The sequence below is a fragment of the Streptococcus sanguinis genome (genome assembly GCF_050223295.1).
GTDB lineage: Bacteria > Bacillota > Bacilli > Lactobacillales > Streptococcaceae > Streptococcus > Streptococcus sanguinis_X.
In genome coordinates, this window is the sequence record NZ_CP071424.1 from 1,225,891 (window position 1) to 1,248,227 (window position 22,337).

At 43.2% G+C, this 22,337-nt stretch carries 22 protein-coding genes; 18 read left to right on the top strand and 4 right to left on the bottom strand.

Annotation, left to right across the window (positions count from 1 at the left end):
- Positions 1-12: 12 nt before the first annotated feature.
- Entirely contained in the window at positions 13-618 is a 606-nt protein-coding gene (locus tag J1C77_RS05945) for an NADPH-dependent FMN reductase (RefSeq protein ID WP_002921243.1), read from the bottom strand.
- A 171-nt stretch (positions 619-789) separates the two neighbouring features.
- Positions 790-1,725, bottom strand: a complete 936-nt coding sequence (locus tag J1C77_RS05950; protein WP_002921242.1) for an FAD:protein FMN transferase — start codon at positions 1,723-1,725, stop codon at positions 790-792.
- A gap of 258 nt (positions 1,726-1,983) precedes the next feature.
- Here J1C77_RS05950 and nox point away from each other — a divergent pair, with 258 nt between their 5' ends.
- From nox to J1C77_RS05995, 9 genes are all read left to right on the top strand, one after another.
- Positions 1,984-3,360, top strand: a complete 1,377-nt coding sequence (gene nox, locus J1C77_RS05955) for a H2O-forming NADH oxidase (RefSeq protein WP_002897609.1) — start codon at positions 1,984-1,986, stop codon at positions 3,358-3,360.
- Positions 3,361-3,503: 143 nt separating this feature from the next.
- Positions 3,504-5,060: a chloride channel protein gene (locus tag J1C77_RS05960; protein WP_427195053.1), complete on the top strand. Its 1,557-nt coding sequence runs from the start codon at positions 3,504-3,506 to the stop codon at positions 5,058-5,060.
- Between the two features lie 118 nt (positions 5,061-5,178).
- Positions 5,179-6,051 (top strand): iron uptake system protein EfeO, encoded by an 873-nt coding sequence (gene efeO / locus J1C77_RS05965; RefSeq protein ID WP_002895547.1) that lies wholly within the window; start codon positions 5,179-5,181, stop codon positions 6,049-6,051.
- Between the two features lie 4 nt (positions 6,052-6,055).
- Entirely contained in the window at positions 6,056-7,264 is a 1,209-nt protein-coding gene (efeB, locus tag J1C77_RS05970) for an iron uptake transporter deferrochelatase/peroxidase subunit (RefSeq protein WP_002921237.1), read from the top strand.
- Positions 7,242-8,942, top strand: coding sequence for an FTR1 family protein (locus J1C77_RS05975; RefSeq protein ID WP_002921236.1), 1,701 nt, complete (start codon positions 7,242-7,244; stop codon positions 8,940-8,942). The genes efeB and J1C77_RS05975 overlap by 23 nt, the downstream gene beginning before the upstream one ends.
- Entirely contained in the window at positions 8,935-9,651 is a 717-nt protein-coding gene (gene tatC, locus J1C77_RS05980) for a twin-arginine translocase subunit TatC (protein ID WP_002921235.1), read from the top strand. The genes J1C77_RS05975 and tatC overlap by 8 nt, the downstream gene beginning before the upstream one ends.
- A complete protein-coding gene (locus J1C77_RS05985; RefSeq protein ID WP_002897604.1) occupies positions 9,651-9,839 on the top strand; it encodes a twin-arginine translocase TatA/TatE family subunit in 189 nt (62 codons plus the stop codon). Before tatC ends, J1C77_RS05985 begins: the two co-directional genes overlap by 1 nt.
- A 65-nt stretch (positions 9,840-9,904) precedes the next feature.
- Positions 9,905-10,486, top strand: coding sequence for a xanthine phosphoribosyltransferase (locus J1C77_RS05990; RefSeq protein WP_002921234.1), 582 nt, complete (start codon positions 9,905-9,907; stop codon positions 10,484-10,486).
- A gap of 116 nt (positions 10,487-10,602) precedes the next feature.
- Positions 10,603-11,943 carry an MATE family efflux transporter gene (locus tag J1C77_RS05995; RefSeq protein ID WP_002921233.1) on the top strand — a complete coding sequence of 447 codons (1,341 nt, stop codon included), beginning with the start codon at positions 10,603-10,605 and terminating at the stop codon, positions 11,941-11,943.
- A 22-nt stretch (positions 11,944-11,965) separates the two neighbouring features.
- Here the strand turns inward: J1C77_RS05995 and J1C77_RS06000 are convergent, their stop codons facing one another.
- Positions 11,966-12,148, bottom strand: a complete 183-nt coding sequence (locus J1C77_RS06000; RefSeq protein WP_002919037.1) for a 4-oxalocrotonate tautomerase — start codon at positions 12,146-12,148, stop codon at positions 11,966-11,968.
- Between the two features lie 123 nt (positions 12,149-12,271).
- Here J1C77_RS06000 and J1C77_RS06005 point away from each other — a divergent pair, with 123 nt between their 5' ends.
- The 9 genes from J1C77_RS06005 (at position 12,272) to J1C77_RS06045 (ending at position 20,486) form a co-directional block, all read left to right on the top strand.
- On the top strand, positions 12,272-12,844 hold the full coding sequence (locus J1C77_RS06005; protein ID WP_002919036.1) for a thymidine kinase: 573 nt from the start codon (positions 12,272-12,274) through the stop codon (positions 12,842-12,844).
- A gap of 35 nt (positions 12,845-12,879) precedes the next feature.
- Complete coding sequence (gene prfA / locus J1C77_RS06010) at positions 12,880-13,959, top strand: peptide chain release factor 1 (RefSeq protein ID WP_002919035.1); 1,080 nt, start codon at positions 12,880-12,882, stop codon at positions 13,957-13,959.
- Complete coding sequence (gene prmC, locus J1C77_RS06015; RefSeq protein WP_002921231.1) at positions 13,959-14,789, top strand: peptide chain release factor N(5)-glutamine methyltransferase; 831 nt, start codon at positions 13,959-13,961, stop codon at positions 14,787-14,789. Before prfA ends, prmC begins: the two co-directional genes overlap by 1 nt.
- Complete coding sequence (locus tag J1C77_RS06020) at positions 14,782-15,372, top strand: L-threonylcarbamoyladenylate synthase (protein WP_002921230.1); 591 nt, start codon at positions 14,782-14,784, stop codon at positions 15,370-15,372. The genes prmC and J1C77_RS06020 overlap by 8 nt, the downstream gene beginning before the upstream one ends.
- A 47-nt stretch (positions 15,373-15,419) precedes the next feature.
- Positions 15,420-16,682, top strand: coding sequence for a serine hydroxymethyltransferase (gene glyA, locus J1C77_RS06025; protein WP_002900380.1), 1,263 nt, complete (start codon positions 15,420-15,422; stop codon positions 16,680-16,682).
- Position 16,683: 1 nt separating this feature from the next.
- Positions 16,684-17,658, top strand: coding sequence for a nucleoid-associated protein (locus J1C77_RS06030; protein WP_002921229.1), 975 nt, complete (start codon positions 16,684-16,686; stop codon positions 17,656-17,658).
- Positions 17,658-18,260, top strand: a complete 603-nt coding sequence (locus J1C77_RS06035; protein ID WP_002921228.1) for a lysozyme family protein — start codon at positions 17,658-17,660, stop codon at positions 18,258-18,260. The genes J1C77_RS06030 and J1C77_RS06035 overlap by 1 nt, the downstream gene beginning before the upstream one ends.
- Before the next feature lie 115 nt (positions 18,261-18,375).
- Entirely contained in the window at positions 18,376-19,230 is an 855-nt protein-coding gene (locus tag J1C77_RS06040) for an alpha/beta hydrolase (protein WP_002921227.1), read from the top strand.
- Between the two features lie 275 nt (positions 19,231-19,505).
- A complete protein-coding gene (locus J1C77_RS06045; RefSeq protein WP_002902904.1) occupies positions 19,506-20,486 on the top strand; it encodes a DUF1002 domain-containing protein in 981 nt (326 codons plus the stop codon).
- Positions 20,487-20,606: 120 nt separating this feature from the next.
- On the opposite strand, the gene guaA is transcribed toward J1C77_RS06045, so the two are convergent.
- Positions 20,607-22,169 (bottom strand): glutamine-hydrolyzing GMP synthase, encoded by a 1,563-nt coding sequence (guaA, locus tag J1C77_RS06050; protein WP_002921226.1) that lies wholly within the window; start codon positions 22,167-22,169, stop codon positions 20,607-20,609.
- Between the last annotated feature and the right edge of the window lie 168 nt (positions 22,170-22,337).

Genomic DNA, 22,337 nt, shown 5'->3' on the forward strand with positions numbered 1-22,337 from the left:
CGGTCTCCTATCTTACAATTTTTCCCAGTTAAATTCTTCAGCATCTTTGCGAAGCAATTCTTGAGCGTTGCGCAATTTTTCAGTGATTTTGACAAAGATACGGAAGTCATCAAAGATAGCATCCAATTTTTTGACAACATCAAGATCCACCAAATCTCCGCTTGGGTCAAAAGCTTGAAGAGAATGTGAGAGTAAGAACTCATCTGGAAGTACATTTGCCTTGATTTCTGGAGCGTTCAAAATTTGACGGAGCTGCAGCTGGGCACGAGAGGAGCCAAGTGTACCATAAGAAGCACCAGTGATCATGACTGGCTTGTTCAGCAATGGATAGATACCATAAGAAAGCCAAGCCAGAGCATTCATGAGTACAGCTGGAATAGAGTGGTCGTACTCAGGTGTTCCAATGAGTACCCCGTCTGCTGCATCGATTTTTTCGGCAATTTCTGATACCAATTCAGGCACATTTCTGTCTGCAGGTTTATTAAACATTGGGATATCTTTAATCTCTACCAGCTCGATTTCAGCCTTGTCAGCAAAGTGCTTAGACATATATTGAAGAAGTTGCCGGTTTGTAGAACGTTTAGAATTTGTTCCAACAATTGCAATAAGTTTTAACATAAAATTTCCTTTCTGAAATGAAGATACAAATCCCTCGTAAGTGCATTTATTTTTCTTGAGGCAGGTAAAAACCAGAAGAAAGAGAGGGCGTTTTTAAATGGGCATTAGTTATAAAAGCTAGAGCGATAGAAGTACCGCTTAGTGAGGCAGCAAATTCATCACTTTTGAGAATTAAGAAGCAGGAATTAGCTGCTCTAAAAGACCTGAGCTACAGAAGAGCTGACTGTCCTGGGTGATAATCAAGGCTTCAATCCCTGCTTGCTGTTCAATCTGAGACAGAATTGATGTCGGACTTTCACCAAATAGACGAGTTGTCCAGATTTCGCCATCTACCGACTTGTCTGAAACAATGGTCAGACTAGACAATTGATTTTCGATAGGATAGCCTGTTTTGCGATCCAGAATGTGATGGTAGTTCTGTCCTTCAACTGTAAGAGTTCGCTCGTAGATTCCTGATGTGACCACTGACTGATTAGTGACAGCTAGTATAGCTGAATGATTGCCGCGAGGCTGCTTGGGATTTTGGATGCCAATTCGCCAGGCGCGCCGGCTGACTGCATTTTGCCCAATGGTTAGTACATTGCCACCGAGATTGATAAGAGCAGAGGTCACTCCCTGACCCATCAAATAGTCTTTAATCTTATCAGCGATATAGCCTTTAGCCAAGGCACCTAAATCCAGCTTCATGCCTTTCTTAGTCAAAAAGACACTACAATCTTCTGGCTTCAACTCAAGCAAGTTTGGGTCGGTCAGACTTAGAGCTTGCTGAATCTCCTCCCTGCTTGGGAGACGGGCGTCTGAAAATCCTATCCGCCAGGTCTGGACGAGAGGGCCAATCGTGATATTTAAGTGGCTGCCTTCTACTAGGCTGTGATATTTTCCCAGCTCAATCAGTTCAAAAAGCTCGGGATGAACTGATACGCTTTCAATTCCTGCCAAATGGTTGATAGTCATAAGTTCAGAGTCTTCATCATTGGCACTGAAGCGATTTTTATAGAGATGAAGCAGTTGAACCGCCTCATCTAAGAGTATTTCCGCTCGCTCATGACAGAGAGATATGCAAATCGTACTCCCCATCAAATGGAGTGAGCGAGAAGCAAAGTCCACATTATCACAACCTTTCTAAAATTAACCTCTCTAACCTTATTATATCAAAAAGATACCGGTTTCACAATCTTAAAATTGTTATATTTTCAGAAAATTAACTTTCGCATAAAGCTGTATTTTCGAAGCGATGAGACAGCGGTGGTATAGCTTTTTAGGCTGTATAAGAATTTTTGAAAATCTCGAGCAAATTTCTTGTAAACGCTCACAGGAGATGATATACTGTTCTAGTAAATTATAAATTAAGGTAGGACTATTCTTATGAGTAAAATCGTTGTAGTTGGTGCAAACCACGCAGGTACAGCGTGTATTAATACAATGTTGGACAATTATGGTGCAGAAAACGAAGTAGTTATTTTTGACCAAAACTCAAACATTTCATTCTTGGCATGCGGAATGGCCCTTTGGATTGGACAGCAAATCAGCAAGCCAGATGGACTTTTTTATGCAGATAAAGAAACTTTTGAAGCAAAAGGCGCAAAAGTTTATATGAATTCACCAGTTGAGTCAATTGATTATGATGCGAAAAAAGTTACAGCTATTGTAGACGGTAAAGAGCATGTAGAGTCATATGACAAATTGATTTTGGCAACAGGTTCTCAGCCAATTCTGCCTCCGATTAAAGGTGCTGAAATGGATCCTAACAGTCGGGAATTTAAGTCAACCTTGGAAAATCTGCAGTTTGTTAAATTATATCAAAACGCTGCAGATGTTATTGAGAAATTGCAAGACAAGAGCAAACATATCGAACGTGTGGCAGTAGTAGGAGCTGGTTACATTGGGGTTGAGTTAGCAGAAGCCTTCAAACGCCTTGGTAAAGAAGTGATTCTGATTGATGTTGTGGATACTTGCTTGGCAGGTTATTATGACCATGACTTGTCTGAAATGATGCGCCAAAATCTTGAAGATAACGGTGTTCAATTAGCCTTCGGTCAAACTGTTCAAGCTATTGAAGGTGAAAACAAGGTAGAACGCATTGTAACGGATAAGGCTAGCTATGATGTAGATATGGTTGTTCTGGCGGTTGGTTTCCGACCAAACACTGGTCTTGGCGCTGGCAAGTTGGAAACATTCCGCAATGGTGCTTTCTTAGTGGATAAGAAGCAAGAAACTAGCATCAAAGATGTTTATGCAATCGGTGACTGTGCGACTGTCTACGATAACTCTATCAATGATACAAATTACATCGCTTTGGCTTCTAACGCCCTGCGCTCTGGTATCGTAGCAGCTCATAATGCTTGCGGTCATGAATTGGAGTCTAATGGTGTTCAAGGTTCTAACGGTATCGAAATCTTTGGTCTGAAGATGGTTTCAACTGGTCTAACTGAAGAAAAAGCAAAACGCTTTGGTTACAGCCCAGCTGTAGTTGAGTTTAAAGATACTCAAAAACCAACTTTCCTTGAAAAGGTTGAGCATCATGATGTTACGATTAAGATTGTCTATGATAAGGATACACGTGTAGTTCTTGGAGCTCAGATGGTTTCTAGAGAAGATATGTCTATGGGGATTCACATGTTCTCATTGGCCATTCAGGAAAAGGTTACAATTGATAAATTGGCCTTGTTGGATCTCTTCTTCCTGCCACACTTCAACAAACCATACAACTACATTACTCAAGCAGCTTTGAAAGCAAAATAAGAAAATGAGTCTGGAATAATTTCCAGACTTTTTTGTAGAGCCTTTAAAAAGAAAACTGAAAGAAGAAATTTATATTTCATCTGTTTATCAGGCCTGCTTTGTGCTAGAATAGTGGTAAAGTAACTATTTAGAGGAGATTGGGAATGGCAAAAGAGGTTAGCTCACGTGAGGACGACATCAAGAGAGAATTTAATTTCGCAACTCATTCGATTATTTCCCAGGTTTTGCGTGGTGTCTTAGTTGGGATTTTTGCTGGACTGGTGGTGGGCGTTTTTCTCTTTCTGATTGAAAAAATCTTTCATTTAGTGCAGGATGTCTACCATAGTAGTCAGCAGTCTATTCTTTGGTTACTGGCCTTGGTGTTCCTTTATGCTTTCATCGTCTTGCTCAATGCTCGCTTGGTAAAGTCAGAGAAAAATATCAAGGGTTCAGGGATTCCACAGGTTGAAGCAGAGCTGAAAGGTCTGATGTCGCTTTCTTGGTGGGGTGTTCTCTGGAAGAAGTTTGTATTGGGGATTTTAGCCATTTCAAGCGGTCTGATGTTAGGTCGAGAAGGACCAAGTATTCAGTTGGGTGCTATGAGCGGCAAAGGCGTCTCTAAATTTCTGAATTTGAGTGCCGCTGAGGAGAGAGCGCTCATTGCTAGCGGTGCAGCAGCAGGCTTAGCGGCAGCTTTTAATGCACCAATCGCAGGCCTGCTTTTCGTAGTAGAAGAAGTTTACCGTCATTTTTCACGCTTTTTCTGGGTTTCTACGCTGGCAGCCAGTCTAGTTGCTAACTTTGTCTCACTCTCCATGTTTGGACTGACGCCAGTGCTGGACATGCCAGATAATATCCCGGTCATGAGGCTGGAGCAGTATTGGATCTATCTGGTCATGGGTTTGCTGCTGGGCTTGTCAGGCTATATTTATGAAAAAGTCATTTTGAACATTCAGCTGGTTTATCAGTTTTTGGGTCGCTTGTTTCGAATTTCAGAAGCCTATTATCCTATTCTGGCCTTTGCCTTGATTATTCCGATTGGTTATTTCCTGCCTCACTTGCTGGGCGGGGGCAATCAGTTGATTTTATCTTTGACCGCTAGTCATTATACTGTGGGAACCTTGCTCTTATTTTTTGTTCTGCGTTTTGTCTGGAGCATGCTGAGTTACGGAAGCGGCTTGCCAGGTGGCATTTTTCTGCCTATCCTGGCTCTGGGTTCACTTCTGGGCGGAGCAATGGGGGCAGTCTGTCTGCAGCTAGGTTTGATTTCTCAGGAGCAATTTCCGATTTTCATTATCCTAGGCATGAGTGGTTATTTTGGCGCCATTTCCAAGGCTCCTCTGACAGCTATGATTCTGGTCACAGAGATGGTCGGCGACATCCGTAATCTCATGCCGTTGGGACTGGTCACTCTGACTGCTTACATTATCATGGATTTGCTTAAAGGAGCGCCAGTCTATGAAGCCATGCTGGAAAAAATGTTACCAGACAGTATCGAGGACCAGGGAGATACAACTTTAATTGAAATCCCTGTTTCTGAAAAGATTGCTGGTCGGCAGGTGCATGAGCTAAACTTGCCTGATGGGGTCTTGATTACCATGAATGTCCACAAGGGCAAGACTCAAACGGTCAATGGTAGCACGCGCCTCTATCTGGGAGATACGATTTACTTGGTGCTGAAAAAGACGGAAATCGGGAAAGTTAAAGAAGAGCTGCTTTAATGGTCTTAATATAGAGTTTTTGATTAAATTGTCAGACAATTTCTTGAAATATAAGAGAAAAACTGGTATAATTTACAGGAAATAATCTCTATCTAGGAGAGAAAACAAAGGAGTCACCATGAAAAAACTTGGCATCGTCCTATTTTCAACGGCAATTTTACTGACTGGCTGTGCAGCCAACAATTCTTCAAACAAGACTGGCTCAAGCAGTCAAGCATCCAGCAGTCAAACGGCTGTCAATCAGAAAGAATTGGACAAGGCGACAGCGGATTACAAAACGTTTGTTCAAGGACAAATCGATCAGCTCCTGACAGATACGGAGAAGTTTCGTGACACCCTTAAAGAAGGCAAGCTTGATGAGGCTAAAAAGCAATATCCGCTTATCCGTATGGCCTATGAGCGCTCAGAGCCGATTGCTGAGAGCTTTGGTGAATCAGATGTTAAAATTGACTTCCGCTTAGTCGACTATGTGGATGAAAACAAGACCGAAGAAGGCTGGTCTGGTTTCCACCGCATCGAAAAAATCATGTGGGAACAAAATACGACCAAAGGAACTGAAAGCTATGCTGATCAGCTGGTCAATGATATCAAGGAGCTAAAAGCTAAAATCGCAACAGTTGAAGTGACTCCAGATATGATGCTGACAGGCGCTGTTGACTTGCTCAATGAAGTGGCGACCAGCAAGATTACAGGTGAGGAAGAAGTATTCTCTCATACAGATCTCTATGATTTCCGTGCGAATATTGAAGGAGCAGAAAAGATTTTTGAGCTCTTTAAGCCATTGATTAAGGATAAGGACGAGAAACTCGTCAAGACCTTGGAACTTGAGTTTAAAAACGTCAACGGTCTCTTAGACAAGCACATGACTGACTCGGAAAACTACAAACTCTATACAGAATTGACAAAGGAAGACACCAAAGAGCTGGCGGAAGCTGTGACCAAACTGGGTGAGCCTCTTTCACAAATGGGAGTCATTCTAAACGGGGAGTAATCATATGACAAACGACGAAAAATGGTTTAATAAAAAGATGGATCGTCGTGAATTTCTTAAAAAAGCAGGGATTGGAGGCGCTGGTCTTGCACTGGGTGTCTCTGGTGCATCTGCTTTTTTCGCTAATCAGGCCAAGGAAGATAAGAAATTCGCTGACGGTGAGGAAGAAATCAGCTTTTATGGAGAGCATCAGGCGGGTATCACAACTCCGATGCAGAAGAATATCTACTTTGTTGTGTTGGATTTGCATACGACAGATAGGGAGACCATTATCCAGCTCTTCAAGGACTGGACAGCCTATAGCGAGAAGCTGGTAGATGGAGAATTGGTCAAAAAAGATAATTCCAATGCTCTTTTGCCGCCAACAGACACTGGAGAAACTGTCGGTCTCAACCCTTATCGACTGACTTTGACCTTTGGGGTCTCAGCCTCTTTTCTGAAAAAAGTGGGCTTGTCAGACAAACGACCGAAAGCTTTTCGGGATTTGCCGCCATTTCCAAAGGAGCAGCTTAAAGAAAAATATACGGGTGGCGATATTGTCATCCAGGCCTGCGCAGATGATGAGCAAGTAGCCTTTCATGCGGTCCGCAATCTGGTTCGCAAGGGGAGAAATGCCATCACTATGAAGTGGAGTCAGTCAGGCTTTGCTGCTATCGGAGACCGGATGTCAACGCCTCGTAATCTCTTTGGATTTAAGGACGGCACAGCCAATGTGACCAAGGAAAAAGACTTTGACAAGGTTATTTGGTGCGACAGCAAGGACTGGATGAAGGGCGGCTCTTATATGGCTGTCCGCCGAATACAGATGTTCCTTGAGACCTGGGACCGGACCAATCTGCAGGAGCAGGAAAACACTTTTGGACGCTATAAAGAGAGCGGAGCGCCTTTTGGCAAGAAAGACGAGTTTGACGAGGTTGACTTGGACCTGCTGCCAGAGGATTCACATGTCCGCCTGGCCAAGGAGGTTGATAAGCCCATATATCGCCGGTCTTATTCTTACTCGGATGGGATTGATGAAAGTACTGGTCAGTTCGACACAGGCTTACTCTTTCTTTCCTTCCAGAAAGATCCTGACAGCTTTGTCAAAGTTCTGACTAATCTAGGCGCTCAAGATAAGATGAATGAATATGTCACACATATTGGCAGTGGTTTGTTTGCCTGCTTTGGTGGAGTGAAAAAAGGAGAATACCTTGGTCAAAAATTGTTTGAATAAAAGTCTCTTGATATTGGGTCTCTTGCTGGTCTTTTGGGCTAAGCCGGTTTTAGCGGATGATAGCTACAGCAGTCTATTTGTCAAAATTACTGATGCCAGCACTGCAGTCAAGCAGAAAGACCAGGAAAAAGCCAAGCAGCTAGTCGGAGAGATCAAGACTGACTTTGAAAAGGTGGCTAATCACGACTCTGCAGCGGGACAAGAGGTAAGCAAGGCATTAGACTTATCGGGTCAGGTGACGGAGGAGAAGCTGACACAAATCTCTTCTGCCCTATTGAAATTTGAAAAAGAGCAGAATCCAGTCGACTTAGAGGCTGAGAAAAAGAAGCTTCTCGGTAAGTTAGAGCCAAAATTTGAAAATCTACAAAAAGCCATTAGAGCTAAGGATTTAGAAGCGACAAGAGAAGCATACAAGAAGATGAATAGCACCTGGACTAGCAATGAAAGCGTGGTGCGAGATAAAAGCACAGCTCATTATGGCAAGGTAGAAACAGCTATTTCATTCCTGCGCAGCGTCATTGAGACGGAGCCTACTGACTTTGACATGATTCAGTCTTCTTTTGATGATTTGAAAACCGCCATTGATAATTTTGTCAAAGGAGAGAAAGTCCAAGAAACTGCTGGCAATCTGACGCTGAAAGATGGAATTAAGCTCCTAGAGGAAGCCTTGAGTCTCTTTCAAAGCGGAGATGATAAAAAGGCTGCTGCCAAGATGAAAGAGTTCATTACCATTTGGCCAACGATAGAAGGAGATGTCAGTGTCAATAATCCTTCGCTTTATACCAAGGTAGAGAGTCAGACGCCTGTTATTATGGTCAAGGGTAGCGAAGAGAAGTATAAAAAGCAGCTAGAATCTTTGATTAGTGAGCTGTCACAGATTGACACGACAGCTTCCTATCATTTCTTTGATGCTATGCTGATTTTGCTGCGTGAGGGTGTAGAAGCGCTCTTGATTGTCATGGCTTTGATAACGACTCTGAAAGCCTCCAAGATGAAAAAAGGACTCAAATGGGTTTATGCAGGGGCAGCGAGTGGAGTTCTAGCCAGTGCTGTGATTGCAGCTTTGCTGCAGTTTCTTTTTCCGGCAGTTGCTTCTGGATCCAATCGTGAAATTATCGAAGGTGCAGTGGGAATTTTCGCTGTCGCCATGATGATATTGGTTGGTATCTGGCTGCACAGCAAGGCATCTATAGAGAAATGGAATGACTTTATGGAAAGCCAAATGAAGGCTGTAACAGCCACAGGCAGTTTTCTTTCCATGTTTGCTCTTAGCTTTCTGGCAGTTTTTCGTGAAGGAGCTGAGACCATTCTCTTTTATGCGGGAATTCTGCCGCGCATCACTATGACTGATTTTCTTTTAGGAATCGGCTTGGCTGTTCTGGTCTTGGTCTTGCTGGCCTTTATCATGAGCAAGGCTTCAGGTCTTCTCAAGCCACACAGCATTTTCTTCTGGCTGACTTGGCTCATCTATGCCTTGGCCTTTAAAATGCTGGGAGTCAGCATCCATGCCCTTCAGCTGACCAATATCCTACCAACTCACTTAATCAATGGTTTTGTGACAGTGGACTGGATGGGGATTTATCCAAGCCTAGAAGTGGTAGTTAGTCAGGCCCTCTTTATCCTGCTAGTCATTTATGTTAGCTTTAAAAATCAGAAAAGCGAGCAGCAGCATGGATAAAAAAGAGCAGACTATTATTGAGCATTTGACAGAGTTCAGACGGCGTTTTCTAGCGGTATTGGCTTGCTTCTTCGTAGTTTTTCTGGTTAGCTTGCTTTTTTCGGCTGATATTTATCGATGGCTGACCAGTAATTTTGAGCAGAAGCTGCTGGTGCTGGGGCCGGATGATATCCTTTGGATTTATATCAGTCTGGCTAGTCTGGTCGCTTTTTCCCTAACCTTGCCATTTCTTGTTTATCAGGTCTGGGAGTTTGTCCGACCAGCTTTGCGGGCCAATGAAGCTCGGGCTGTTTTCGCTTATATCCCGGCTACCTTTCTCTGTTTTGTTCTGGGGCTGGCTTTTGGCTTTTACTTTGTGACTCCGGCTATTTTGCAGGTCTTGCTGTCGCTAGGTGAGGACCTCTTTGAGACTCGGCTGACAGCGCAGAATTATCTTAGTTTCGTCTTTCATACCACTATTCCGATTGCTTGCCTCTTTGAGTTGCCAGTTCTTGTGTCCTTTCTGACTTCTATCGGTTTGCTCAATCCGAAATTTTTGGTAAAATATAGACGATACGCTTACTTCATTTTGCTGGTTTTAGCTGTTGTCCTGACACCCGCCGACTTTATCAGCGACTTGTCTATGACAGTGCCTTTGATTTTGCTCTATGAAGTCAGCATTCTGCTTAGTCGCATCATTTATCAAAGAAAATCAACGAGGAGAAATTAATGGGACTTTTAAAAGACATCGGAGTACCTGGGGTAATTATTATTGTTCTGGGAGCCCTGCTTATTTTCGGACCAAAGCGCCTGCCTGAACTGGGGCAATCTATCGGTAAAATGTTTTCAGAATTCAAAAAAGCAGTCAATCACGCTGGAGAAGAAGACAAGACCGAGAATAAAAATGAAAAAGAGTAAACGAAAAGCACGGATATCTGTGCTTTTTTTACTAGAGTCAAGATAGCTTATGAAATGGAGTACAAATGAAAGCATTAGAAGAACGAATTCTCAGAGATGGACAAGTCTTAGGTGAAAATATCCTGAAAGTTGACTCTTTTCTGACTCATCAGGTTGATTTTTCATTGATGAAAGAGATTGGCCAGGTCTTTGCGGAGGCAGTAAAGGATGCAGGAATTACCAAGGTAGTAACTATTGAAGCTTCTGGTATTGCTCCGGCTGTCTATGTAGCAGAGGCGCTGGGTCTACCAATGATTTTCGCTAAGAAGGCCAAAAACATCACGATGACAGAAGGGATCTTGACGGCCGAAGTTTATTCTTTTACCAAGCAAGTGACTTCGACCGTTTCGATTGCTGGGAAATTTCTCAACTCTGATGATAAGGTGCTGATTATCGACGATTTTTTGGCTAATGGTCAGGCAGCCAAGGGCTTGATTACCATTATCGAGCAAGCAGGAGCGCAGGTTGAAGCGGTTGGCATTGTCATTGAAAAATCATTTCAGGATGGCCGTCAACTTTTGGAAACTGATGGCTATCGTGTCCTTTCTTTGGCGCGTATCGCAGGATTTGAGAAGGGGCAGATTGTCTTTGCTGAGGCAGATATATGATTTCCTTTTCCTTTTGACTATCTGTCTGGCTTATAGTATAGTAAAGATAGTTGATATTCCAAAAAATCTAAGCTCATTGATTTTACTTGGGTAGGAAAAGTTTTTGAGGGATTTCTATGCACCAAACTCATAATTTAAATCAGCGGATGCGGCTCTTTATTTCTATTTTTTTGCCAATTTTGATCTACCAACTGGCCAATTTTTCTGCTTCATTTGTTGATACGACCATGACTGGTCAGTATGACACCTTGCATCTGGCTGGTGTTTCTATGGCAACTAGTCTTTGGATTCCATTTTTCGACCTGTTGATAGGGATTATGTCTGCCTTGGTACCCATAATCGGGCACCATTTAGGGCAGGGGAAAAAAGAAAAGATTGCTTCTGATTTTTATCAGTTTATTTATCTTTCTTTGGGGCTATCGCTAATTTTATTTGCCTTGGTATTTGTGGGCGCTCCTCTAGTTTTGTCTCACCTTGGCCTAGAGCCTTTGGTAGAAGAAGTGGCTAAGAACTATCTTTGGTATCTGGCGCTTGGTATTATTCCTCTTTTGCTCTTTAGCACCATTCGTTCTCTGTTTGATGCTCTGGGGTTGACCAAGCTTTCCATGTATCTCATGCTCTTACTCTTGCCCTTGAACGGCTCTTTTAATTATGCCCTAATCTACGGAGCATTTGGTTTTCCAGAAATGGGCGGAGCCGGAGCCGGACTTGGGACCTCTTTGGCTTATTGGGTTTTGCTTCTCATATCCTTGTTAGTAGCAGTCAAACATCCAAAAATCCGAGCCTATGAGCTATGGAAGATTCGACCGCTAGATAAAAAGGGCTTAATTGATGGCATTCGGCTTGGACTGCCTATCGGCGGAACCTTTTTTGCTGAAGTTGTGATTTTCTCGGTTGTTGGCTTAGTCATGGCTAAGTTTTCGTCATTAATCATTGCCAGTCATCAGGCGGCCATGAATTTTTCAAACTTAATGTATGCCTTTCCTATGAGTATTTCAACCTCAATGTCTATTATCGTTTCTTATGAAATTGGAGCCAATCGTCCTGACGATGTTAAGAAATTCTGTAAACTCGGGCGGCTGACGGCCTTGGGAATTGCTGGATTTACCTTTCTCTTTCTCTATATCTTACGCGACCGTGTGGCTGCTCTCTATGGGTCGGATACCGAGTTTATCCGTATGACATCTGTTTTTCTGACCTACAGCCTCTTTTTCCAATTAGCAGATACTTTTGCGGCTCCTTTGCAGGGCATTCTTCGGGGCTACAAGGATACTCAGGTGCCATTTTTCTTGGGCTTGATTGCTTATTGGGGAGTTTCGCTGCCCCTGGGACTCTTCTTAGATTACTATACTAGTTTAGGCCCTTATGGATATTGGATTGGTCTCATTGCCAGCTTGGTGACGAGCGGCATTCTTTTTCAGTGGCGGCTTCATAACATTCAAAAGAAAAGCAGCTAATTAAACAACTAGCTGCTTTGTTTTATTTTTCCCGCATTTCACCTTGTGGGAAGTAGGTTCCTTCTGGCATGTCGTTAATGATGACATGGACAGCAGACTGAGGTGCGCCAGTATTTCTGACAACAGCTCCAGTTACTTCCTTAGCAAGAGCTTTTTTCTGCTCCAGAGTACGACCTTCAAATAAATCAATTCTAACAAATGGCATATTTTCTGCCTCCTTTATTTCGTTATTATTATTTTATCACAAATGAGGTTTTAAAGAGTAGTGAATTATGGTAAAATAATGTGAAGTAAAAATGGAGATAGTGAATTAGCAAAGATTTAAATTATGGCTCAGTTATACTACAAATATGGCACGATGAATTCGGGCAAGACCATTGAAATTTTGAAAGTGGCCCACAATTACGAAGAACAAGGCAAGAGCGTAGTTATCATGACCTCAGCTGTTGATACCCGCGACGGCTTTGGTGTCGTTTCTAGTCGTATCGGTATGAAGCGGAATGCTATAGCTATTGAAGACCAGACGGATATTTTTGGCTATATCCAGCAGCTTCCTGAAAAACCTTATTGTGTTTTGATTGATGAGGCTCAGTTCTTGAAACGCCATCATGTCTATGATTTGGCTAGAGTGGTGGATGAGCTTGATGTTCCGGTTATGGCTTTTGGTCTGAAAAATGATTTTCGCAATGAACTCTTTGAAGGGTCCAAGCATCTCTTGCTCTTGGCTGACAAGATTGAGGAGATTAAAACCATTTGCCAATATTGCTCTCGTAAGGCTATCATGGTTTTACGGACTGATAACGGAAAGCCAGTTTATGATGGTGAGCAGATCAAAATTGGCGGTCATGAGACCTATATATCAGTCTGCCGCAAGCACTATTTTAACCCCGATATTAAGTAATCCAACGATAGAAAAAAGGAGATGATGAAAAATCTATGAACATCTATGAACAGTTACAAGCAGTTGAAGATCGCTATGAAGAACTTGGTGAACTCCTAAGCGACCCTGATGTAGTCAGCGATACCAACCGTTTTATGGAGCTTTCTAAGGAAGAAGCCAGCACCCGCGATACAGTGACAGCTTACCGCGAGTATAAGAAAGTCCTGCAAAACATCACAGACGCTGAAGAAATGATTAAAGACGCCTCTGGTGATGCGGACTTAGAAGAAATGGCCAAGCAGGAGCTCAAAGATGCCAAGGCTGAAAAAGAAGAATACGAGGAAAAACTAAAAATCCTTCTTTTGCCTAAAGATCCAAATGACGATAAGAATATTATCCTTGAAATCCGCGGGGCTGCAGGAGGAGACGAGGCGCAGTTGTTTGCAGGAGACCTCTTGCAGATGTATCAAAAATATGCTGAAAGCCAAGGCTGGCGCTTCGAAGTCATGGAGGCCTCTTATAATGGTGTAGGCGGGATCAAGGAAGTGGTCGCTATGGTCTCAGGTCAGTCGGTCTACTCAAAGCTTAAGTATGAATCTGGTGCTCACCGCGTACAGCGGGTTCCTGTAACCGAAAGCCAAGGTCGCGTTCACACCTCAACAGCAACTGTCTTGGTGATGCCAGAAATTGAAGAAGTAGAATACGACATTGATCCTAAAGATCTGCGCGTTGACATCTACCACGCATCTGGTGCAGGCGGACAGAATGTCAATAAGGTTGCGACTGCGGTTCGTATCGTCCATCTGCCAACCAATATTAAGGTCGAAATGCAGGAAGAGCGGACCCAGCAGAAGAATCGGGATAAGGCTATGAAAATCATCCGAGCCCGCGTAGCAGACCACTTTGCTCAAATTGCTCAAGATGAGCAGGATGCAGAGCGCAAGTCCACAATTGGTACAGGCGATCGCTCTGAGCGGATTCGCACCTATAATTTCCCGCAAAACCGGGTGACAGACCACCGTATCGGATTGACTCTGCAAAAGCTGGACACGATTTTAGCTGGCAAACTGGATGAAGTCGTTGACGCTCTGGTTCTCTATGACCAAACGCAAAAACTAGAAGAGCTGAATAAATAATGACATTGGCTCAATATTTGGCGGAGCTAGAGCAGGAGCTGGTAGCAGCGGGAGAAGAAGCAGAAAGCCTGTCTTTCGTTTATCGGGCTCTCAAGAATCTCTCCTTTACCGACTTTGTTCTCAAGCTTCGGACAGAAGTCAGCCAAGAAGATCGTGACCAGCTAAAAACAATTCAAGAGCAGCTGCTTGCTCATAGGCCAGCCCAGTATATCAATGGGAGAAGTGACTTTCTAGGTTTGAGTCTCAAAGTGGATGAGCGTGTGTTGATTCCAAGGCCTGAGACAGAGGAGCTGGTGGAGCTGATTTTGTCAGAAAATCCTGAAAGTTCTTTGTCTGTCTTGGATATCGGAACGGGCAGCGGAGCCATTGCTCTTGCACTGGCAAATAGCCGTTCAGACTGGCAGATTACTGCTTCTGATCTCTCGGGCGATGCTCTTGCCTTGGCAGAAGAAAACGCTCAGTCCTGTAATCTTAGTCTTACTTTTGTCCAATCCGATTGCTTTGAAGCAATCAGTGGGAGCTTTGACATCATCGTTTCCAATCCGCCCTATATTTCAGAAGCGGACAAGGACGAAGTTGGACTTAACGTTTTGACCTCAGAACCTCACATGGCCCTCTTCGCGGAGGAGGATGGCTATGCCGTCTATCGGAAAATTGCAGAGCAGGCGGGGGACTATCTGACAGAAAAAGGAAAAATCTATCTGGAAATTGGTTACAAGCAAGGAGACGGCGTCAGGGAGTTGCTGGAAAAAAACTTCCCTCAAAAACGAATCCGAGTCCTGAAAGATCAATTTGGCAAAGATAGAATGGTGGCGATGGACAATGGATAAGATAGAAAAGACTCTGGCAGCGGGCGGAGCAGTTGTCCTGCCGACAGAAACTGTTTATGGCCTCTTTGCTCAGGCTTTGAATGAAGAGGCAGTTGAGCGAGTCTACGAATTAAAACGAAGACCCCGTGACAAGGCTCTCAATCTCAATGTGGCTAGCTTGGAAGAGATTTATGCTTTTTCCAAGAATCAGCCCAGTTATCTGGATCACCTCTACCAAGCTTTTCTGCCTGGGCCTTTGACTATTATCCTTCAAGCCAATGACCGAGTTCCTGCTTGGATAAACTCAGGTAAGGAAACCGTGGGTTTTCGGATTCCTAAGCATCCAGTTACGCTGGACTTGATTCGTAAGTATGGTCCCTTGATTGGTCCATCCGCCAATCTTTCTGGAAAAGCTAGTGGAACTTCTTTCCAGCAGATTATGATGGATTTTCAAGAGGAGGTCTCGGGTGTAGAGGATGATGACTCTTTGACCGGTCAGGATTCAACTATTCTGGACTTGTCTGGAGAAAAGGCTCTTATTTTACGTCAGGGAGTGATTACTCGCGAGGATATTATCAATCAAGTAAATGGTATAAAATTTTAACTTTTAGGACCTAAGGTCCTATTTTCGCAAAAGAAGGGAGACACCTTATGATTTTTGACCAAGAAGACTACAAAGCATTTGACCCAGAGATTTGGGAAGCAGTTGCTAAAGAAGAAGAACGTCAGCAGCATAATATTGAGCTGATTGCTTCAGAAAATGTTGTTTCTAAAGCTGTCATGGCTGCTCAAGGTTCTATTTTGACCAATAAGTACGCTGAAGGCTACCCAGGTCGCCGTTACTATGGTGGGACAGATGTAGTGGATGTAATTGAAAGTCTAGCGATTGAGCGTGCCAAGGAAATTTTTGGTGCTAAGTTTGCTAATGTTCAGCCTCACTCAGGCAGCCAGGCTAATTGTGCAGCTTATATGGCTTTGATTGAGCCAGGTGATACAGTTATGGGCATGGATCTGTCTGCTGGCGGCCACTTGACTCATGGTGCATCAGTCAGCTTCTCTGGTCAAACCTATAATTTTGTATCTTATAGCGTAGATCCAGAAACGGAATTGTTGGACTTTGATGCCATTCTCAAGCAAGCCAAGGAAGTACAGCCTAAGCTGATTGTGGCGGGGGCTTCAGCCTATTCTCATATAATCGACTTTTCAAAATTCCGTGAAATCGCTGACGCTGTAGGTGCCAAGCTTATGGTTGACATGGCTCACATCGCTGGTTTGGTTGCTGCAGGTCTCCATCCTAGCCCTGTTCCTTATGCAGATATCACAACCACGACGACCCACAAGACCTTGCGTGGACCTCGCGGTGGTCTGATTTTGACAAATGATGAAGAATTAGCTAAGAAGATTAACTCTGCTATCTTCCCAGGCATTCAAGGCGGACCATTGGAGCATGTCATTGCAGCCAAAGCTGTGGCTTTCAAAGAAGTGCTTGACCCAGCTTTCAAGGTTTATGCCCAGCAGATTTTGGACAATGCCCAAGCCATGGCCCAAGTCTTCCGTCAGCATGACAAGTTTCGTGTAATTTCTGACGGTACTGAAAATCACCTTTTCTTAGTTGATGTCACTAAGGTTGTAGAAAATGGGAAAGTTGCTCAAAATCTCTTGGATGAAGTCAATATTACGCTCAATAAAAACTCCATCCCTTACGAGACTTTGTCACCATTTAAGACTAGCGGAATTCGTATCGGTACAGCAGCTATTGCAGCTCGAGGCTTTGGTGTAACAGAAAGTATCAAGGTAGCCGAGCTTATTATCAAGGCTCTGGAAAATGCTGAAAACGAAGCGGTGCTGAATCAGGTGCGGGCGGAAGTTCGCGAACTAACGGACGCTTTTCCACTCTATGAGGGCTTGAACTAAGATGGATATTTACGTAAAAAAAGCGATTATTCATCAATTCAGCCCAGCTGATACCGAACTGCTGCTGGCGGATAAGTTTCTCAACATTACTCCCAAGATTGAAGAATACCTGCGCAAGAAGATTGAGCGGGTATATTCTGACGATGCTAAAACAGGTGTTTTCGATCCTGAAAACGTCTTTTTAGCCCAGCTTTCAGACGACTTACTGGAAACATCAGTGACAGTGGCTAAGCTCTGGCAGGAGGAGTTTTCTGTCAGTGAAAACCAGAAAACCAACGATCTGATTTTTGTCCAGTTTGACAAAGAAGGTGTGGAGCACTTCGCTTTTCTGCGGATTGCTCTGCGGGAAACCCTGACCCACTTGGGTGGTGAGGTGGACAATCCTATCAAGCTGACGCAGAACAATCTGCCTGGCTTTGGTACGGGGGCAGACGAGGCTTTGGTCATCAATCTCAAGTCTCGCAAGTACCATCTGATTGAAAAGCGCATCAAGTATAACGGTGCCTTTCTCAATTATATGTCAGATAATCTCTTGCAGGTCAATCCGACAATCTCAGCTAAGAAATCAATCAAAGCTCTGGAGAAGACAGCTCAGAAGGTTGCCGAAAGTTTTAACAAAGACGATTTTCAGTTCCAGTCCAAGGTCAAATCCAGTATTTTCAAAAATCTGGAAGAAAATGACGAACTGTCGCCTGAGAAACTGGCCGATGATCTTTTTGACAGCAATCTGACTGCCCGACTTACCTTTATTGACCAAGTCAAGAAAGCTATTCCTGAGCCAGTCAAGTTTGATGAAATTGACAGCAGCCGCCAGAAGAAAAAGTTCGAAAATCAGAAACTCTCCCTTTCAAATGGAATTGAACTCATCGTTCCTAATAATATCTATCAGGACGCAGAGTCGGTAGAATTTATCCAGAACGATAACGGGACCTATTCTATTTTGATTAAGAACATCGAGGATATCCAAAATAAATAATGTTTAAATTTCTAAGAAGACTGATTTTAGTCCTTTTCGTGCTCTTTGCCGGCTACAAGATTTATCAGGTTCATCATGATGTCAAGCAGGTCATGAAGTATCAGACTTTGGTCAGAGAAGTGCTGGACGAGCAGGACACGGCGGCCAATGAAGAATTGGTACTGGCCATGATTTATACAGAAACCAAGGGGAAAGATACTGATGTTATGCAGTCCAGTGAAAGCGCAACTGGTCAGACCAATGCCATCACGGACAACAAAGAAAGTATTCGCCAGGGAGTTCAGACCTTATCTGAGAACCTAGAGTTAGCCAGCGAGAAAAAGGTGGATGTTTGGACAGCAGTACAAGCCTATAATTTCGGTCAGGCCTATATCGACTATGTCGCTAAAAACGGTGGCGAAAATACGCTGGAGCTGGCTAAAAAATATTCCAAAGATGTTGTCGCTCCAAGTTTAGGCAATGTAACTGGCAAGACCTACGGCTACTATAACCTGATTTCAATTTTCCACGGTCCAGAACTCTATATCAACGGCGGCAATTATTATTATTCCCGTCAGGTCAAGATGAACATGCACATCATGCGCCTCTTAAAATGGTTTTAGAAAGAAGTTTTCAAGCTTCTTTCTTTTTTTGATGGTGAAGTAATAATCCAGATATTTGTAACCACCATGGATACATGATATAATTTTGTACATCTATCATAAAAAGGAATGAAAAATGAACAAGAAACTTGGTTTTAAGCTCCTCATTCTGGTTTTGGTGACAATTGCCGGTCTAACAGCTTTTTACAACCATAAAGAAGCCACTAGCCTCAATACAAAACAATTTGTGCAGTCAACAACGCCGACCTTGTTTTTCCACGGTTTTGGATCCAGTTCTAATGCTGAAAATCATATGACAGAGGCAGCCAAAAAAGCTGGAGTCACTCAGACAATTATCACAGCAAATGTCAGTAAGAACGGTCAAGTAAGCTTATTAGGCGAGATACAGAAAGGTGCTATCAATCCCATTATTAAGGTAAACTATGAAGATAACCGCAATGCCGACTACGCTCAAGATGGCAAATATGCAACAGCCGTGATTCGCAAGCTAAAAGAAACCTATGGCTTTGATAAGATGAATCTGGTAGGCCATTCGATGGGAAATATGTCCATCCTCTTTTATATGCTGGAGAACGGTCAGGATGAAAAGCTGCCCGAGCTGCAAAAGCAGGTCAATATTGCCAACCATGTTAATGGTTTGGAAGGAAGGGACTTACCAGAAGATTTGAGAATCCTAGACGACCAAACTGGCCAGCCTAGTGCTATGAGCCAGACCTATCAAAAACTACTGGGATTACGAGAAGTTTACCCGCAAGAACAAGTAGATGTTCTGAACATTTACGGTGATTTTAAAAACGAATCCGATGGCTCCGTACTCAATACCTCTTCTCGCAGCCTCAAATATCTTCTAGTTGAGAATGCTAAATCTTACCAGGAAAAGAAAATTACAGGTCAATTGGCTCAGCACAGCCAATTGCATGAGAATCCAGAAGTAGACGAGTTATTAATTGATTTCCTTTGGAAAAAGTAGAAAAGAGCAGTTACTGGCAAGCAAATCCAGCGACTGTTTTTTCTTTGAACTTCTTTGAGAAATGTTGTAAAATGTATCTATTATCTCAAGCCCTCAACGGATGAGATAATAATAACTCCATCATTGCAGCAACTTACCTGAAGCACTCTGAATATAAAAAGGAGCAGAATTTACACGCTCAAGAAACAGAAATTCGAGGCAGTCAGATAGAAAGTTTGCTGCGAAAAAAGCTATAGAATTTGGGAAACTATAGCGGGAGGAAAAGAGGAAAAAATATGAAATTCAAAAAAACTTTAATGACAGCAGGAGCCTTGCTGGCTACTCTGTTTACTGTATCGACAGCAGCTGCCGATTCAAATGTTCAGAAAGTCATTGATGAGACTTACGTGCAGCCTGAGTATGTGCTGGGTTATTCCTTAGATGAAAGCCAAAAACAGCAGACCTTGCAGATGCTGGGCTACAATTCATCTAGTGACAGCAAGCCACTTAAGACCATGACTCCAGAAGTCTACTCTAAAATCATGGATGTTGCTAATGACTCTAGCCTGCAGCTTTATTCTTCTGTAAAAATCCAGAAGTTAGGCAGCAATAAAGCATTAGAGGTCAAAATTGTCACTCCGCAAAATATCACTAAGGTTACAGAAGATATGTATCGCAATGCAGCTGTTACTCTGGGTGTTCAGCACGCGCAGATTACCGTTGCGGCACCAATTCCGGTAACAGGTGAGAGTGCCTTGGCAGGGATTTACTACTCTCTGGAAGATAATGGCGCGACCATTCCTCAAGAGAATAAAAACCTAGCTCAAGAAGAACTAGCTGCCCTTTCTGGCATCAATGCTGAAAATACAGGTAAGGAAGGCTATGACGCAGACAAGCTCAACGTAGCCTTGGCTGATATCAAAGCGGCTATTGCCAATGCTAAGAAGAACAACAGCAATCTGACAGCAGATGATGTTCGTAAGATTGTTGAAGAAACCTTGAAAAACTACGGTCTGACTCAGTCAGTGACCAGTGACCAAATCAACCTCATCGTGAATTTCGCTGTCAATCTTTCAAACAGTGGAGTCATTACAGATTCTGACTTTACAAAGACACTTAGTGACTTGAAAGACAGCATCGTTTCAAAGGCAGGGGATACTTTTAACAATATTAACCTCAACTTTGATGCAAACGGCCTCCTTCAAGAAGGCGGTAATTTCTTTTCTAATATCTGGAATGCCATTGTCAACTTCTTTAAAGGATTGTTCGGCGGTTAGTTTCAAGACTATATAAAACAAGGCTGGGACTAAAATGTCCCAGCCTTGTTTGTTTTTTTATACGTTAAATCCTCCATCAGAAGTCTTCCGGTGGAGGATTTTTTAAATATGATTTACTTGTTACTCCCACTCTACAGTTGCAGGTGGTTTGCTGGTAATATCGTAGACGATGCGATTGACATGGTCTACTTCATTAACGATACGAACAGAAATCTTTTGCAGAACATCCCAAGGAATCTTGGCAAAGTCAGCTGTCATGCCATCAATAGAAGTGATAGCGCGAATCGCAATTGTGTAGTCGTAGGTCCGGCCGTCGCCCATGACACCAACAGATCGGACACCTGTATTAACAGTAAAGTATTGCCAGATGTCGCGGTCAAGACCAGCTTTGGCGATTTCTTCGCGGAGAATAGCATCAGATTCGCGAACTGTTTCCAATTTTTCCTCAGTGATTTCTCCCATGACACGAATAGCAAGTCCTGGTCCTGGGAATGGCTGGCGCCAGACAATTTCATCAGGCATACCAAGCTCTGTACCCAAAGCACGAACTTCATCTTTATAAAGTGTGTTCAACGGCTCAATCAGCTCAAACTGCATGTCTTCCGGCAGTCCGCCAACATTATGGTGAGACTTGATAGTCTGAGCAGTGTCGGTACCAGATTCGATAACGTCTGTATAGAGCGTTCCTTGAGCCAAGAATTTTACATCTTTTAGTTTGCTGGCTTCGTCATCAAAGACATAAACAAACTCGTTTCCGATGATTTTACGTTTTTGCTCTGGATCTGAGACACCAGCTAGTTTATCAAGGAAACGTTTAGCAGCATCTGCCTTAATGATATTTAAACCAAATTTGCCACCCAGCATATCCATGACCTGATCTGCTTCGCCTTTACGCAAAAGACCATGATCCACAAAGATACAGATTAGTTGATCGCCGATTGCTTTCTGCAAGAGAACACCGACAACAGAAGAGTCTACGCCGCCAGAAAGTCCCAACAGCACCTTCTTGTCACCAACGGTTTGGCGGATTTTTTGAATTTCCATGTCAATGAAGTTATCCATAGACCAGTCGCCTTTAGCTCCACAAATATTCAGAGCAAAGTTGCGCAGGATATCATAACCAAACTCTGAATGACGAACCTCAGGATGGAACTGAATGCCGTAGATTTTCTTAGTTGGATTTTCAATAGCCGCAAAAGGACAGTCAGCAGAAGTACCAGTACGAACAAAGTCAGCAGGAATCTCAGTTACTGCATCTCCATGGCTCATAAGAACTAACTGGCTTTCAGGCGTACCTTTGAAAAGGCTGGAATTAGCAGTATGTGACAGATTTGACTGACCGTATTCACGATTTCCAGCATGACCAGCAGGGACAACCTTGCCCCCCAGCTTGTGAGTCAACAGCTGCATACCATAGCAGATTCCCAAAATCGGGATTCCCAACTCGAAAATTTCCGGATCAATATCAAAAGAGCCGTCTTCGTATACAGAATTCGGACCGCCGGAAAGGATAATCCCGACAGGCTGGATAGCACGGACTTCGTCAGCGGTAATCTTGTGGCTCTTGAGCTCAGAAAAAACACCGATTTCACGAATGCGGCGTGAAATCAGCTGGTTGTACTGGCTGCCGTAATCAAGCACGATGATCTTTTCGACATCTTGCAATTCAGTTCTAGTAGTCATCTGTTCCCTTTCTTAAAAGAAGTAATCTTTTCCCCTCATTTTATCACAAAAAAGGAATTTTTCCAAGGCAATAAGGAGCAAGAGTAATGAAAAAACGAGTATGAGTCTTTATTTGGCTAAACTGCTAGAATCGTGAGAAAAGCAAGCATTTGAGAGCTGATCTCTATC

Coding starts and splice junctions, on each gene's coding strand:
- efeB (WP_002921237.1), top strand. CDS start 6,056: ATGACAAACGACGAAAAATGGTTTAATAAAAAGATGGATCGTCGTGAA.
- J1C77_RS06030 (WP_002921229.1), top strand. CDS start 16,684: ATGGATATTTACGTAAAAAAAGCGATTATTCATCAATTCAGCCCAGCT.
- J1C77_RS05960 (WP_427195053.1), top strand. CDS start 3,504: ATGGCAAAAGAGGTTAGCTCACGTGAGGACGACATCAAGAGAGAATTT.
- J1C77_RS06040 (WP_002921227.1), top strand. CDS start 18,376: ATGAACAAGAAACTTGGTTTTAAGCTCCTCATTCTGGTTTTGGTGACA.
- tatC (WP_002921235.1), top strand. CDS start 8,935: ATGGATAAAAAAGAGCAGACTATTATTGAGCATTTGACAGAGTTCAGA.
- glyA (WP_002900380.1), top strand. CDS start 15,420: ATGATTTTTGACCAAGAAGACTACAAAGCATTTGACCCAGAGATTTGG.
- nox (WP_002897609.1), top strand. CDS start 1,984: ATGAGTAAAATCGTTGTAGTTGGTGCAAACCACGCAGGTACAGCGTGT.
- efeO (WP_002895547.1), top strand. CDS start 5,179: ATGAAAAAACTTGGCATCGTCCTATTTTCAACGGCAATTTTACTGACT.
- J1C77_RS06000 (WP_002919037.1), bottom strand. CDS start 12,148: ATGCCATTTGTTAGAATTGATTTATTTGAAGGTCGTACTCTGGAGCAG.
- guaA (WP_002921226.1), bottom strand. CDS start 22,169: ATGACTACTAGAACTGAATTGCAAGATGTCGAAAAGATCATCGTGCTT.
- J1C77_RS05995 (WP_002921233.1), top strand. CDS start 10,603: ATGCACCAAACTCATAATTTAAATCAGCGGATGCGGCTCTTTATTTCT.
- prfA (WP_002919035.1), top strand. CDS start 12,880: ATGAACATCTATGAACAGTTACAAGCAGTTGAAGATCGCTATGAAGAA.
- J1C77_RS06045 (WP_002902904.1), top strand. CDS start 19,506: ATGAAATTCAAAAAAACTTTAATGACAGCAGGAGCCTTGCTGGCTACT.
- J1C77_RS06035 (WP_002921228.1), top strand. CDS start 17,658: ATGTTTAAATTTCTAAGAAGACTGATTTTAGTCCTTTTCGTGCTCTTT.
- J1C77_RS06020 (WP_002921230.1), top strand. CDS start 14,782: ATGGATAAGATAGAAAAGACTCTGGCAGCGGGCGGAGCAGTTGTCCTG.
- J1C77_RS05990 (WP_002921234.1), top strand. CDS start 9,905: ATGAAAGCATTAGAAGAACGAATTCTCAGAGATGGACAAGTCTTAGGT.
- J1C77_RS05945 (WP_002921243.1), bottom strand. CDS start 618: ATGTTAAAACTTATTGCAATTGTTGGAACAAATTCTAAACGTTCTACA.
- J1C77_RS05985 (WP_002897604.1), top strand. CDS start 9,651: ATGGGACTTTTAAAAGACATCGGAGTACCTGGGGTAATTATTATTGTT.
- prmC (WP_002921231.1), top strand. CDS start 13,959: ATGACATTGGCTCAATATTTGGCGGAGCTAGAGCAGGAGCTGGTAGCA.
- J1C77_RS06005 (WP_002919036.1), top strand. CDS start 12,272: ATGGCTCAGTTATACTACAAATATGGCACGATGAATTCGGGCAAGACC.